Genomic DNA, 14,116 nt, shown 5'->3' with positions numbered 1-14,116 from the left:
TCATTGATGTCCCTGCTCGTCAAAATCTGCGGCCTGACCACGCCCGACACCCTCGCTGCGGCGCTCGACGCGGGCGCCGACATGGTGGGCTTCGTGTTCTTTCCGCCGTCCCCACGCCATGTCGGCCTGACGGCCGCGCGTGAGCTGGGTCGTGACGTCAGGGGGCGCGCGCTCAAGGTGGCGCTGACCGTCGATGCCGACGACGCGATGATCGAAAACATCGTCGAGACGCTGCGGCCTGATCTCCTGCAGCTGCATGGCCGCGAAAGCATCGCGCGCGTCCGCGACCTCAAGCAGCGCTTCGGCCTACCCATCATGAAGGCCATTCCGGTCGCGACCGACGCCGATCTCGCGCCGTTGGCGAGCTATGCCGACGTGTGCGACCGCATCCTGTTCGATGCGCGGGCGCCCAAGGAGGCGACCCGCCCCGGCGGCCTCGGTGCCACCTTCGATTGGCGTCTGCTACAGGGCGTGAAGCTCGATTGCCCGTTCATGGTCTCCGGCGGTCTGAGCGCCGACAACGTCGCGGAGGCCGTGCGGATCACCCGCGCGGGCGGCGTCGACGTGTCATCTGGCGTCGAACGGGCGCCGGGTGTGAAGGATTGCGACATGATCCGGGATTTCATTCGCGCGGCGCGGGCCGCTGAAGAGTTGAGCGTTCAATGACGACAGCCATTCCCAATTCCTACCGCAGCGGTCCGGACGACCGCGGTCACTTCGGCATCTTCGGCGGCCGCTTCGTCGCCGAAACCCTGATGCCGCTGATCCTCGATCTGGAAAAGGCCTATGCGGAGGCCAAGGCCGATCCCGCGTTTCATGCCGAGATGAACGGCTATCTGAAGAACTACGTGGGCCGGCCCTCGCCGCTGTACTACGCAGAGCGCCTGACCGAGCATCTCGGCGGCGCCAAGATCTACTTCAAGCGCGAGGAGCTCAACCACACCGGCTCGCACAAGGTCAACAACGTGCTTGGCCAGATCATGGTCGCGCGCCGCATGGGCAAGAAGCGCATCATCGCCGAGACCGGTGCCGGCCAGCACGGCGTTGCGACCGCCACGCTGTGCGCGCGTTTCGGGCTCGATTGCGTCGTCTACATGGGCGCGGTCGACGTCGAGCGGCAGCAGCCGAACGTGATCCGCATGGAGATGCTCGGCGCCAAGGTGGTGCCCGTGCAGTCCGGCGCCAAGACCCTGAAGGATGCGATGAACGAGGCGTTGCGTGACTGGGTCACCAACGTCCACAACACGTTCTACTGCATCGGCACGGTCGCCGGTCCGCACCCCTATCCGATGATGGTGCGCGACTTCCAGTCGGTGATCGGCAACGAGACCCGCACGCAGATGCAAGAGGCTGAGGGCCGGCTCCCGGACTCGCTGATCGCGTGCATCGGCGGCGGCTCCAATGCGATGGGCCTGTTCCATCCGTTCCTCGATGATCCCTCGGTCGAGATCTATGGCGTGGAAGCGGCGGGCCATGGCCTGACGCATCTGCACGCCGCCTCGATCGCCGGCGGCCGCCCCGGCGTGCTGCACGGCAACCGCACCTATCTGCTCATGGACGAGGACGGGCAGATCGAGGAGGCGCATTCGATCTCGGCCGGTCTCGATTATCCCGGCATCGGGCCGGAGCATTCCTGGCTGCACGAGGTCGGTCGCGTGAACTATTTGTCGGCGACCGATGAGGAAGCGCTGGCGGCGTTCCAGCTGCTGTCGCGGCTCGAGGGCATCATTCCGGCGCTGGAGCCCGCGCACGCGATCGCCAAGGTGATGGAGCTCGCGCCGAAGAAGTCGAAGGACCATCTGATGGTGGTCAACATGTCCGGCCGCGGCGACAAGGACGTGCCGCAGGTGGGCGACATCTTGCGAGGAAGGGCGAAGGCATCGTGACCAGCCGGATGGATGCGCGCTTCGCGCAATTGAAGCAAGAAGGCCGCTCGGCGTTCGTCACCTTCGTGATGTCAGGCGACCCTGATCCTGAAACCTCGCTCGCGATCGTCAAGTCGCTGCCGCAGGCTGGCGCTGACATCATCGAGATCGGCATGCCGTTCACCGATCCGATGGCCGATGGCCCGTCGATCCAGGCGGCGGGTCTGCGCGCGCTCAAGGCCGGCATGACCTTGAGGAAGACGCTGCAGCTCGTGCGCAGCTTCCGCGAGGGCGACGCGGCGACGCCGATCGTGCTGATGGGCTACTACAACCCGATCTACATCTACGGCGTCGACAAGTTCCTCGATGATGCGAAGAGCGCCGGCGTTGACGGTCTGATCATCGTCGACCTGCCACCGGAGGAAGACAGCGAGCTGTGCATTCCCGCGCTGAAGGCGGGGCTGAATTTCATCCGGCTGGCGACGCCGACGACCGATGACAAGCGGCTGCCGGCGGTGCTCGCGAACACCTCGGGCTTCGTCTACTACGTCTCGATCACCGGCATCACCGGCGCGGCGGCGGCGGATTCGTCCGCCGTCGGTGCCGCCGTGGCCCGGATCAAGCGGCATACGGCGCTGCCTGTCTGCGTCGGCTTCGGCATCCGGACACCGGAGACCGCCCGCGCCATCGCCGCCAATGCCGACGGTGCCGTGGTCGGCACCGCCCTGGTCGACGCGCTCCGCGCCAGCCTCGATGCCGAGGGACGCGCGACGGCCAAGACCGTGAGCGCCGTTGCCGACCTGGCCGCTGCGCTGGCAAGGGGCGTGCACGGGGCGCAACAGGCCGCGGAATAGGCCGTCAACCACTATTCGACCAGACGTCGCGGCCGTCTTGCCGTGACCCCGCCGTCCCGCCATATATCCGGGCGACCGCAACACGGAGCGACACATGAACTGGCTTACCAATGTGGTCCGGCCGAAGATCCGCAACATCCTGCGCCGTGAGACGCCGGAGAACCTCTGGATCAAGTGTCCGGATTCCGGACAGCTCGTGTTCTACAAGGACGTCGAGGCCAACCAGTTCGTCATTCCCGGCTCCAACTACCACATGCGCATGGGCGCCGTGGCGCGGCTGAAGTCGATGTTCGACAACGAGACCTGGTTCGACGTCGCGCTGCCCGAGGTCACGCCCGACCCGCTGAAATTCCGTGACGAGCGCCGCTATGCCGACCGCATCAAGGATGCGCGGGCGCGCACCGGCATGAACGATGCGGTGAAGGTCGGCTTCGGCAAGCTGGAAGGCATGGGCGTCGTCATCGCCGTGCAGGATTTCGATTTCATGGGCGGTTCGCTCGGCATGGCCGCGGGTGAAGCCATCGTGCGCGGGCTCGAACTCGCTGTCGAGAAGAAGTCGCCGTTCATCGTATTCGCGGCCTCCGGTGGCGCGCGCATGCAGGAAGGCATCCTGTCCCTGATGCAGATGCCGCGCACGACCGTGGCCGTGCAGATGCTGCGCGAGGCCAAGCTGCCCTACATCGTCGTGCAGACCAATCCGACCACCGGCGGCGTCACCGCGTCCTACGCGATGCTCGGCGACGTCCACATTGCCGAGCCCGGCGCGCTGATCGGGTTCGCCGGCGCCCGGGTGATCGAGCAGACCATTCGCGAGAAGCTGCCCGAAGGTTTCCAGCGCGCTGAATACCTGCTCGACCACGGCATGGTCGACATGGTCGTGCACCGTCATGACCTGCGCCCGACGCTGGCGCGGCTGTGCCGATTGCTGACCAAGGCGCCGGCCGTTGAACACGCCAAGCCCGCGCCGCAGCTGCCGCCGCCGGCCAAGCCCGCCGAAACCGCGGAAGCGCCGGCGGTCGCAACGAGCGCGTGAACGATTCTGCCGCCCAGCCAAGACCGTCGCTCGACGAGCTGATCACGCGGCTTTCTGTGTTGCATTCGAGCCGGATCTCGCTCGGGCTGGAGCGCATGCACCGGCTGCTGGCGCAGCTCGGTCATCCCGAGCGCAAGCTGCCGCCGGTCATCCATGTCGCGGGCACCAACGGCAAGGGCTCCACGGTCGCATATTTGCGCGCGATGCTCGAGGCGGCGGGGCTGCGCGTCCACGTCTTCACCTCGCCCTGGCTGGTGCGCATCAACGAGAGCTATCGGCTCGGCCAGGTCGGCGGTGGTGTCCTGGTCGAGGACGATGAGCTGATCTCCGCGCTCTTGGAGTGCGAGCGGGTCAACGCCGGCGCGCCGATCACCTTCTTCGAGGTCAAGACCGTCGCGGCCTTCGTGCTGTTCGCAAGGCATCCAGCCGATGTGGTGCTGCTCGAAGTCGGTCTCGGTGGCCGGCTCGATTCCACCAATGTTGTCGAGCAGGTCGCGGCCTCCGTGCTGACGCCGATCAGCATGGACCACATGGAGTTCCTCGGCGACACCCGCGCGCTGATCGCGGCCGAGAAGGCCGCCATCATCAAGCGCGGCTGCCCGGTGATCTCGGCGGCGCAGGAGCCCGATGCCATGGCCGTGATCGAGCGCGAGGCCAGGCGCCAACGTGCGCCGCTGTTTGCGGCCGGTGAGAGCTGGCACGTCAATGTCGAGCGCAACCGGCTGGTCTATCAGGACGATCGCGGTCTCCTCGATCTTCCGGCACCCAAACTGTTCGGCCGGCATCAGTTCGACAATGCGGGCCTGGCGATCGCGACCTTGCGGGCGGTCGATCATTTCAAGCTCACCACCAAGGCGTTCGAGGACGGCATCGTCGGCGCCGAATGGCCGGCGCGCATGCAGCGGCTGTCGAACGGCGCGCTCACCGCGATCGCGCCGCAAGGCGCGGAGATCTGGCTCGACGGCGGCCACAATGCCGAAGGCGGCCGTGTCGTCGCCGCGGCGATCGGGGATCTCGAGGAGCGCGTGTCACGGCAGCTCGTCGTCATCGTCGGCATGATGGGCAACAAGGATGCCGCGGGCTTCCTGGCCAACTTCGCCGGCCTGACGCGCCACATCATCGTCGTGCCGATTCCGAACGAGAGCAAGGCGATGGCACCGGCTGATCTGGCCGCCGCCGCGCGCACGCTCGGCATGCGCGTCGAGATCGCCGATGGCGTCGCGTCGGCGCTCGCCGGCATCGCGCGGCTTGCCTATGAGGTCCCGCCGCGTATCCTGATCACGGGATCGCTCTATCTCGCGGGCCACGTGCTCGACCTCAACGGCACGCCGCCGACCTGAGGGGAATAGCGGATGCGCTTTGCCGCGATCGCAGACGTCCACGGCAACCACCTCGCGCTCGAAGCCGTGCTGGCCGACATCCGCGCGCAAGGCGTCGATGACATCGTCAATCTCGGCGATATGGCGAGCGGCCCGCTCGATGCGCGCAAGACGATGGACTTGCTGATGCCGCTCGATGCCGTCCATGTGCGCGGCAATCACGACCGCTGGCTGATCGATCGGCCGCCGGAGAGGATGGGCGCCTGGGAGCGGCCGGCCTACGCGCAGCTCGTAGCCAAGCATCTCGACTGGCTCGGCACGATCCCGCCGACGTCCATCTATCGCGACGAGGTCTTCCTTTGTCACGCCACGCCTGAGGACGATAACGTCTACTGGCTCGAGAGCGTCGCGCCGGATGGCGCGGTCACATGCGCGCCGCTCGATGCAATCGAGACAACGGCCGAGGGCATCCCGCAGTCACTGATCCTCTGTGGCCATACCCACACCGCGCGCGCCGTGCGGCTTCGCGACGGGCGGCTGATCGTCAATCCCGGTAGCGTGGGCAGCCCCGGCTATTCCTACAACGTACCGCATCCGCATGTGATGGAAGCCGGCACGCCCGACGCCCGCTATGCGATCCTTGAACTTAAGCCCGCAGGCTGGAGCGTGACGTTCCGCCACGTGCCCTATGATCATCAGGCGATGGCCGCGCTGGCCCGCGCCAATGGTGATGTCGAATTCGCCTCGGTTCTCGCGACCGGCTGGATCCGCTGACCTCACGCGAGCAGCTTCAAGGGATCAGCGACCTTCTGCTTGAGCTGCTCGAAGGTGCACTGCTTCGGCGATTTGTCGGGGCGCCAGCGCAGGATCGAGGTGCCGTGGCGAAAGCGCTCGCCGGAGAAATGGTCGTAGCAGACCTCGATCACCAGCTTCGGCTTCAGCGGACACCATTCCGCCGAGCGCTCGGTCGACCAGCGGCTCGGCCCGCCCGGCGCATTGCCGGTGAAGCCGGGTGGCGAGATGAGCGGCTCGAGCTTGTCGGTCAGTGAGGGCTTCTCGTCCTTCTTGAGCGCGGAGGTGAAGCCGACGTGATGCAGCAGACCGTCATCGTCGTAGAGCCCGAGCAGCAGCGAGCCGACCAGCCTGCGTCCATTCGCGCCGCTGTTGGTGGCGTAGCGGAAGCCGCCGATGACGCAATCGGCTGAGCGATAGCGCTTGATCTTCTGCATGCCGTCGCGGTTGCCGGCCTGGTAGGGCAGGTCGGTCCGCTTGGCGATCACCCCGTCCGAGCCGCCGCCGGAATGCGCCAGCCAGTCTTGCGCGGTCGCGAAGCGCGTCGTCGCCGGCGACAGCCGGAACGTCGGATGATCCGCGAAGTTCGCTTTCGCGAACGCTTCCAGCGCCGGCCGCCGCTCGTGCAGCGTGTGCGTCACTAGCTCCTTCTTGCCACTCGCCAGCAGATCGAAGGCCAGGAACAGCGCCGGCGTCTCCACCGATAGCCTCTTCACCCGGCTGGCGGCGGGATGAATCCGCTGCAGCAATGCATCGAACGAGAACGACTTCGCCTGCGGCACCACCAGCTCGCCGTCGAGGATGAAGCTCGTCGCCTCGAGCTCGCGCGCCGCGGCGACGACCTCGGGGAAGTAGCGCGCGAGGTCCTCGCCGGCCTTCGACTGCATCGTCACCGTTGCGCCGTCGCGCGTCAGCAGGCAACGGAAGCCGTCCCATTTCGGCTCGTATTGCCAGTCCTCGCCGCGCGGGATTGCATCCACCGAGCGCGCCTCCATGGCCAGCAGGCCGGATTTGCGGGAGGGCGAGCGATGGGCGCGGGCGGGCATGGCAACATCCGAAAACGCTGGATCACACCCCTCAACGCAAACGGCCGGCGATTCCGCCGGCCGTTCGACAAAAATCATTGTTCCGCAAGCGTCACACCGCCGACGAGATCCACTGCTGCAGCTTCGCCTTCGGCGCGGCGCCGACCTGGCGCGAGGCCATCTCGCCGCCCTTGAACACCATCAGGGTGGGGATCGACATCACGCCGTATTTCGAGGCCGTCTTCGGGCTCTCGTCGACGTTCAGCTTGACGATCTTGACCTTGTCGCCCATCGCGCTCGAGATCTCGTCGAGGGCAGGGGCGATCATGCGGCACGGGCCGCACCACTCGGCCCAGAAGTCGACCACGACCGGGCCGTCGGCCTTGAGCACTTCGCTTTCGAAATCGGCGTCGGAAACCTTGCCAACGGCCATGGAATTACCTCGTTCGGTTGGAGGGAGCGGCGCGGACGCGCCGCTTCTGCGTGGGCGTCAAAGTAGGAATGGCGTGATGCCGGGTCAAGCGGGCTCGCTCAGACGTGCTGGGATGGCAGCATGGCGTCCAGCGCGGAGGCCGGAAGCTCCATGAATTCAGCGGCTTCGGTCCAGAGCAGCGCGGCGCGGACGTTTCGTCCGGGGTACAATTGGCCAAGCACGGCGCGGTACAGCGCGAGCTGCCGGACATAGGCCGGGGGCACGTCGGCGAGTCCCGAGGGCGGCTGCTGGTTGGTCTTGAAGTCGACGATCAGCACCTCGGTCCCGGTGACCACCAGGCGGTCGATCTGGCCGGAGACCAGTGCCGGAGGCTGGCCGGCCAGTGCGAGGCGGCCCACGATCGAGACTTCCGCCCGGCTCCCGGCCGCGAACACCGCGGCAAAGCGCGGGTCTTCGACCACGGCGAGCACCCGTTCCGCAAGCCCCACGCGCTCGTCCTCCGGCCAGTCGGCGGCGTTGCGAATCAAATATCGCAGCGCGGCATCACGCCGCCGCTCCGGCGCCACGTCGGGCAGCGACTGCAGCAGGCGATGCACCAGCGTGCCGCGCTGCATCGCGAGGCTGCGCGCCGCCAGCGATTCGCCCGTGCGCACCGGCCGCTCGTCGGCGGATGGATCGGACGGCCGGAGCACAGCGACCTCGCCGGGCGCCTCCACCGCCGCCGTGCGCAGCCACGCCGGCAGTTCGACGGCCGTCTCGACCATGGGCCGCGTTTTGTCAGCAGCGGTTTCCGCGATGTCCTCGGCCCGCGCATAGCGCTTGACCGGCCCGTCCTCGGTTTCGATCACCTCGACCTGCAGGCCGGCGGCGTCCAATCCGCGCGCCATCAGATCGTACCAGCTGCCGCCGCGGACGTTGTTCATGTTGCCCGGCATGCAGCCGCCGATGATCAGCCGATCCGCGGCGCGGGTCATCGCGACATAGAGCAGCCGGCGATACTCGTCCTCGGTCTCCTTGAGCATCGCCACGCGTGCCGCCGCGACGGGCTGCGGATCGTCGGCCTTGCGCCCGGCCCAGACCACGATCTCTTGCTCGCCATGCGGCACGTGGATCAGCCGCAGCCGCTGCGAATCCGCCGGCGACGAGGTGGTGTCGACCAGGAAGACGACGGACGCCTCGAGGCCCTTGGCGCCATGCACGGTCATCACCCTGATCTCGTCGCGCGAGATCTCCATGTCGCGCTTCACCTCGGTGTCAGCGGCGCGCAGCCAGGCGACGAAGCCCTGCAGCGAGGCCGGCGCCTTGCGCTCGTAGGACAGCGCGAGCTCGAGGAACTCGTCGAGCGCATCATTGGCCTCGTGGCCGAGCCGCGCCAGGATGCGGCGCCGGCCGCCATCGCCGCCGAGCAGCCAGGCATAGAAGGCGAATGGCGTGTCCTCCGCGGCGCGGCGCTCGCATTGTTGCAAGCGCCGTACGACCGCCTGCAGCCGCGCGTCGTCAGCGGCGTGCGCCGTCAGTGCGTCGCGTAGCGAGCCGCGACGCTGCCACGCCAGCTTGAACAGATCGTCGTCGTCGAGCCCGAACAGCGGGCTCTTCAGCGCGGTCGCCAGCGCCAGATCGTCCTGCGGCAGCAGCAGCGCGTCGGCGAGGTTCATCAGGTCGATGATCGCGATGTGCTCGGTCAGCTTCAGCCGGTCGGCGCCGGCGACGGGGATGCCGGCGTGCTTCAGCGCCTGGATCACGGCATCGAAGGCGTTGCCGCGCCGGCGCACGAGGATCAGCATGTCGCCATAGCTCAGCCGCCGCCGCGCGCCGTCATGGCCGGTGATCGTGCCCGTCTGGATCAGCCGCTTGATCTCTGCCTGGATGCGCCTGGAAAGCTTCACCTCGGGGCTGGTGACGGAGACGCCGTCGAACGGCGCGCGCCAGCCCTCGATCTCCTTGCGGTCGTCGCGTTCGCACAGGCTCCAGAGCTCGACCATGCTCGGTCCGGCATCGGTCAGCGCGTTGTGGATGGGATGGCCGATGTCAGGCGAGTGGATGCTGCTGTAGACGTCGCGCTCGCGGAACACGTGGTCGACCGCGTGCAGCACCGTCGGCCCGGAGCGGAACGAATAGGTGAACGACACCGGATCGAACAGCAGCCCGGCGTCGGTGAAGCGCTTCTGCAACTGGCGCCTGCGCGCATCGAACTCGTGCGGGTCGGCGCCCTGGAACGAGAAGATCGACTGCTTCTCGTCGCCGACCGCGAAGATCGTGCGCGTGAGTCCGTCGCGCGCCCCGGCGCCGGCGGTGAACTCCTCGATGATGTGGGCGACGATGTCCCATTGCCGTGGGCTCGTGTCCTGCGCCTCGTCGATCAGCACGTGATCGACGCCGCGGTCGAGCTTGTAGTGCACCCAGCCGGCGGAGACGCGGTTCAGCATCGCCAGCGTCTTGTCGATCAGGTCGTCGTAGTCGAGCAGGCCGCGCTCTTCTTTTTCGCGGCGATAGTTCGCGGCGGCGGCGGTCGCGATCTGCAACAGCGCCTCGGTGCGGTCGCGCACGACCGCCGCGCGGCGCTTTTCGATCAGGCGATCGAGCCGGCGCGCCTCCGATTCAAATAGACCGGCGATGCCGGGATTGGCGTCGGCGAACTTCTTGGTCAGCAGGGACTTCCGCGGCTCCTTGTCCTCGGTCAGGAATACGCGGAGATATTCATCGACCTGATCGGCGCCCGAGAACGCCAGCGCCGCGCGCAACTGCTCGGCCTGCTTCTGGTCGGTCTTGGCGCCGCCGTCGAGCCGCGCGGCGATATCGGCCCAATCCCTCAGTGGCAGATTGGGGCCGTCGACGATGTCGCGCTCGATGGCTTCCAGCGTCTCGCCGGCGCTGATGCCGAGCACCTCGCCGAGATGTTGCGCGGCAACCTCGACGCGGCCGGCGCCATCGGTCCAGGCCATGAAGTGATCGCGGCTCAGACAGGCCTCGCGGACGACGTCCTTGAAGGTCGAATCCGCCGCATTGGCCATCGCCACCTGCAGCGCGCGGCCGACCGCGCTGTCGGGCGCGCGGGCGGCGTCGAGCAGCACCTTGAGATTGGCGCGCTCCATCATCTCGGTCTGGTCGCGCTCGTCGAGCACCGAGAACCGCGCCGGCACGTTGGCCTCGAACGGGAACTGTTGCAGCAGCCGTGTGCACAGCGCGTGAATGGTCTGCACCTTCAGTCCGCCCGGCGTCTCCAGCGCGCTGGCGAACAGTTTTCGCGCCGAGGCCCGCAGCTTCTTGTCGGGATTGGGAATGCCGGTGGACTGGATCGCGCTGTCGAGCGCGTCGTCGTCGAGCGTCACCCAATGGCCGAGCGTCGAGAACACGCGCTCGGCCATATTGGCGGCCGCGGCCTTGGTGAAGGTGATGCAGAGGATCTTCTCCGGCGGCACGCCGTCGAGCAGCAGCCGGATTACGCGCTGGACCAGCACATGCGTCTTGCCCGAGCCGGCATTGGCCGACACGAAGGCCGAGGCAGCCGGGTTCGATGCGCGCGTCTGCGCCTCGCGCACGGCCTGCGGAATGGGGCGGGGCGCCTTCACCATTCCTCCACCCCCAGGCCGCCGGCCGCCGACCATTCCTTGATACGGGCGAGATCGTCATAGCTACCGTAGCGGTTCGCCCACATCGACAGGTTCAGCGAGGTGTAGCCTTGATTGACGTCCTCGAAGCTGCGGATCAATGCCTCGAGCTTTTCGCGCGCCTCCTGCGCGGCCTGGTCCGGATGTTGCGGCGGGTCGCTCTTGTTGATCTTCAGCTCGAGAATGCGCTCTTCGCCCGGCGGGTTGTTGCCGGACAAGCGGACATAGACGAGCTGGCTGATCAGGCTGCCGGCGGGAATGCCGTCGAAGCCGCCTTCGCGCAGGATCGCGGCTTCGAGTGTGAGCTGCGGCGACAGCCCCATGCGCACCTGCTTGGCCGTCGGCGGCTGGCCAGTCTTGTAGTCGAGAATGGCGTAGGTGCCCTCGGCACGCTGTTCGATGCGGTCGGCGCGCGCCGACAGGATGAAGGTGCGGCCCTGATCCAAGGGAATGCCGATCTCGCCGCGGATCTCCGCGGTGATCGCGCCGATCTGCGCGCGCCGCGCGGTCTCCCACGCCGCGAACCAGCCGGCGATGCGCTGGAAACGCGGCCACCACAGTGCCCGCGCCTCGGGCCGCTCCATCAGCGGCGCAAAGTGCTTCTCGCCGATCACGCGCAGCGCATGCGCCGGATGCAGCGGCAGGGCATCAGCATAGGTCTGCGTGAATTCGCCGATCGCTTCGTGAATCGCCGAGCCGCGATCGGCGGCCGACAGCGGCATGTCGACGGGATCGAGCGGATCGAGCCGCAGGATGTAGCGCGCGAAGATGGTGTAGGGATCGCGCAGCCAGTCCTCGATGGCGGTCACCGACATGCGCAGCGGCCGCGCTGCCAGCGGCGGCTTCGGCGCCGGCTGTTCGACCGGCTTCACCGCGGCGGGCTGGTCGAGCACCTCGGCATAGCGGACGTAAGTCTCGCCGCGCGCGGTCGCCGCCTTCCAGCGCTCGGCGCCGGCGACGGCTTCGAGACGGTGCAGGAAGCGCGAGGCCACGGCCGGCGCGCCACCCGATTTTGCGGCGTGCGTCAGGATCACCTCGGGCGCGCCGAGCAGTTGTGCGAAATCGTGTGCCGATAGTCCGATGCGGCGCTCGGGCAAGTCGAGGCCGAGTTGATGCCGCATCGGGCGGCTGAGCCAGGGATCGATGCGCGGCGCCGGCGGCCATATGCCCTCGATCAGGCCGCCGACGATCATGCGGTCGGCCTGCATCAGTCGCGCTTCGAGCGGACCGTAGATCTGCAGCTGCGCACCGTGGCGCTCGGGCCGGCGCACCGCGCGATCGGAGAAGGCGGTATGGAACAGATCCGGATAGTCCGACAGCGGCGCCATCAGGCCGCAACGCTCGCCGGACGCGAGCAGGTCGTCGAAGCAGCGCGCCAGCGCCGCGCCGTCGCGATCGGTGAACGCGGTGCTGAGACCGACATCGTCTGTCGAGAGTGCGATCAACACCTCACGATGCCGCGCGGCGAGCTCGGCGAAATCCTGCGGGCGCGGCGAGGCAAGGTTTTCCAGCGGCGCCAGGGCCGTCTGCAATTGCGCGATCAGCGCGCCGGCGCGGTCGAGCTGCTCGGGACTGAGACGCGCGCGCGGCTCGGCCTTGTGCAGCGATGATGCTTCGCCCTGGTGCAGCTTGGTGTGCTCGTCGCGGAAGCGCGCGAAGTCGCGCGCGAGCCCGCTGCTTCCGGCTTGTGGCCGCGTGCCGCGCAGCACCGCGAGCTCCAGCGTCTCGATGGCACTCTTCCAGCCATTCGCGGCGCGGCCGAGCCGGCACAGCGGATGCTTGAGCAGCGCCAGCAAAGTCGGCGGCTCCAGTCCGCGCGCGGCGGCTTCGGCGGCGAGGCGCGCGAAGATGCCGGCCGGCGTCTCCAACAGCGCGTCACCGCCGGAATCGTCAAACGTCAGGTGCCAGCGCGTCAGCGCCGCCATCACGCGGCGCGCCAGCGCGCGGTCCGGCGTCACCAGCGCAGCGGACTTGCCGAGATGGCGCGCCTCGCGCATCGCGATGGCGATCGCCAGCGCCTCCATTTCGGGGTTGGGCGCGGCGACGACGGCGAGATTGTCCATCGCTTCGGCAATGTTGGCGGCGATGTCGAACTGACGCAGGCGCTCGTGCCAGACGGCGGTGGCTTCCGACGGCCGCATCGCTTCTGAGATCAGCACCTCGCGGCCGCCACGGCCGGGTGGTGCGAGGCGGATCACGTCGCGCCGCTCCAGGCCGAAGCGCTTGAGCAGCAGGTGCATGGCATATTGCGGATGATTGACCGCGGGCGGCGTCAACACGCGGCCGGCGCGGTCCTTGGCACCGCCGATCGAATTCCACGCGGCTTCGTCGAGATCGGTGTCGAGCCCAGGCAGCACCACCGCGCCATGCGGCAGCTTGGCGACGGCGAGCAGGAATTTTGCCGTCGCCGGCATCGAGCCGGTGGAGCCTGCGGCAATGACGGGACCATCGGGATGCGCCGACAGCCGCGCCGCTTCGGCCGCGATCAGCAGATCGCGCCGCGCCGCCGGCTCGATGCGTTCGATCTCCTGCAGATAGGCCGGCCACGCCGTCCGCGCGATGCGCAGGAACTCGAGCGAATACTGCCAGTATTTGTCGAGCTGATCCGGCACCAGCGCATCGAGCGCATCCCACGACACGCCGCGCGTCACCATGTCGTCGATCAGCCGCGCGAGGTCGCCGGCCAGCGCAAGCGTCGAGGCGGGCCCGCCGATCACGAGCGGCGCCGACACCGGCGTCTTGGCCCAGGCCGCGACCAGCCGCGCCAGCGTGAGCCGGCGCTGCAGGTCGTCGAGTCGTTCCGGAATCTCCAGCGGCGCCGGCCCGAGGAACGCGTCGCGGTCCTCCGCGAAGGCGAGCTCGTCCTCGTCGATATCGCCGAGCGCGACCAGGCGCGGCAGCACCGCGGCATCGGTCTTCAGCTCGTCGAGGAACATCTCGCGCGCCACCCGCAGGGAGCGCCGCGTCGGTAGATACAGCGTCGCGGTCGCGAGCCGGGCGGGATCGCTGCGTGCCTCGAAGCCGTCGACCAGCCGGCCGTCGACCAGCGCGGCGATCACGCTGCGCAGGAACGGCGCCGAGATGGGAACGGTGAAGACGCGCATGGCCTGCGATTCGGGTTGCTGTGCCGTCTATATAGGGAGCGATCGGGCGGAGGTCATATCCGGGGTGTGGACGGGTGTTGATA

Annotated in this window: 10 protein-coding genes; 6 read left to right on the top strand and 4 right to left on the bottom strand. The window is 68.0% G+C overall.

The annotated features are described in order from the left end of the window. Positions 1-6 precede the first annotated feature (6 nt). The 6 genes from QW863_RS09235 to QW863_RS09210 all read left to right on the top strand — a co-directional run bounded on the left by QW863_RS09235 (position 7) and on the right by QW863_RS09210 (position 5,845). Positions 7-666 (top strand): phosphoribosylanthranilate isomerase, encoded by a 660-nt coding sequence (locus tag QW863_RS09235; protein WP_315767631.1) that lies wholly within the window; start codon positions 7-9, stop codon positions 664-666. Further along, complete coding sequence (gene trpB / locus QW863_RS09230; RefSeq protein WP_315716891.1) at positions 663-1,886, top strand: tryptophan synthase subunit beta; 1,224 nt, start codon at positions 663-665, stop codon at positions 1,884-1,886. Before QW863_RS09235 ends, trpB begins: the two co-directional genes overlap by 4 nt. Then, a complete protein-coding gene (gene trpA / locus QW863_RS09225; protein WP_315716892.1) occupies positions 1,883-2,719 on the top strand; it encodes a tryptophan synthase subunit alpha in 837 nt (278 codons plus the stop codon). Before trpB ends, trpA begins: the two co-directional genes overlap by 4 nt. A gap of 94 nt (positions 2,720-2,813) precedes the next feature. Then, positions 2,814-3,752, top strand: coding sequence for an acetyl-CoA carboxylase, carboxyltransferase subunit beta (accD, locus tag QW863_RS09220; protein ID WP_315716893.1), 939 nt, complete (start codon positions 2,814-2,816; stop codon positions 3,750-3,752). Beyond that, the gene (locus tag QW863_RS09215) at positions 3,749-5,092 is read left to right on the top strand and encodes a folylpolyglutamate synthase/dihydrofolate synthase family protein (protein WP_315767629.1); all 1,344 of its coding nucleotides are present in this window, start codon (positions 3,749-3,751) and stop codon (positions 5,090-5,092) included. Before accD ends, QW863_RS09215 begins: the two co-directional genes overlap by 4 nt. Positions 5,093-5,104: 12 nt before the next feature. Beyond that, entirely contained in the window at positions 5,105-5,845 is a 741-nt protein-coding gene (locus tag QW863_RS09210; protein WP_315716895.1) for a metallophosphoesterase family protein, read from the top strand. A gap of 2 nt (positions 5,846-5,847) precedes the next feature. On the opposite strand, the gene QW863_RS09205 is transcribed toward QW863_RS09210, so the two are convergent. The 4 genes from QW863_RS09205 to addB form a co-directional block, all read right to left on the bottom strand. Continuing rightward, entirely contained in the window at positions 5,848-6,858 is a 1,011-nt protein-coding gene (locus QW863_RS09205) for an ATP-dependent DNA ligase (RefSeq protein WP_315767762.1), read from the bottom strand. Between the two features lie 142 nt (positions 6,859-7,000). Next, entirely contained in the window at positions 7,001-7,321 is a 321-nt protein-coding gene (trxA, locus tag QW863_RS09200) for a thioredoxin (RefSeq protein ID WP_015663255.1), read from the bottom strand. A gap of 98 nt (positions 7,322-7,419) precedes the next feature. After that, positions 7,420-10,893 carry a double-strand break repair helicase AddA gene (gene addA, locus QW863_RS09195; protein WP_315767627.1) on the bottom strand — a complete coding sequence of 1,158 codons (3,474 nt, stop codon included), beginning with the start codon at positions 10,891-10,893 and terminating at the stop codon, positions 7,420-7,422. Further along, positions 10,887-14,033 (bottom strand): double-strand break repair protein AddB, encoded by a 3,147-nt coding sequence (gene addB / locus QW863_RS09190; protein WP_315716897.1) that lies wholly within the window; start codon positions 14,031-14,033, stop codon positions 10,887-10,889. Before addB ends, addA begins: the two co-directional genes overlap by 7 nt. Positions 14,034-14,116: the final 83 nt, after the last annotated feature.

The organism is Bradyrhizobium sp. SZCCHNR1017 (assembly GCF_032381375.1).
Lineage (GTDB): Bacteria > Pseudomonadota > Alphaproteobacteria > Rhizobiales > Xanthobacteraceae > Bradyrhizobium.
Note: the sequence above shows the minus strand (reverse complement) of the source record. Positions and strands in the feature narration are given on the sequence as shown.

What these genes read in the sequence shown, in the direction of transcription:
- QW863_RS09235 (WP_315767631.1), top strand. Translation starts at nt 7, where the DNA reads ATGTCCCTGCTCGTCAAAATCTGCGGCCTGACCACGCCCGACACCCTC.
- trpB (WP_315716891.1), top strand. Translation starts at nt 663, where the DNA reads ATGACGACAGCCATTCCCAATTCCTACCGCAGCGGTCCGGACGACCGC.
- accD (WP_315716893.1), top strand. Translation starts at nt 2,814, where the DNA reads ATGAACTGGCTTACCAATGTGGTCCGGCCGAAGATCCGCAACATCCTG.
- QW863_RS09210 (WP_315716895.1), top strand. Translation starts at nt 5,105, where the DNA reads ATGCGCTTTGCCGCGATCGCAGACGTCCACGGCAACCACCTCGCGCTC.
- QW863_RS09205 (WP_315767762.1), bottom strand. Translation starts at nt 6,858, where the DNA reads ATGGAGGCGCGCTCGGTGGATGCAATCCCGCGCGGCGAGGACTGGCAA.
- trxA (WP_015663255.1), bottom strand. Translation starts at nt 7,321, where the DNA reads ATGGCCGTTGGCAAGGTTTCCGACGCCGATTTCGAAAGCGAAGTGCTC.
- addA (WP_315767627.1), bottom strand. Translation starts at nt 10,893, where the DNA reads ATGGTGAAGGCGCCCCGCCCCATTCCGCAGGCCGTGCGCGAGGCGCAG.
- addB (WP_315716897.1), bottom strand. Translation starts at nt 14,033, where the DNA reads ATGCGCGTCTTCACCGTTCCCATCTCGGCGCCGTTCCTGCGCAGCGTG.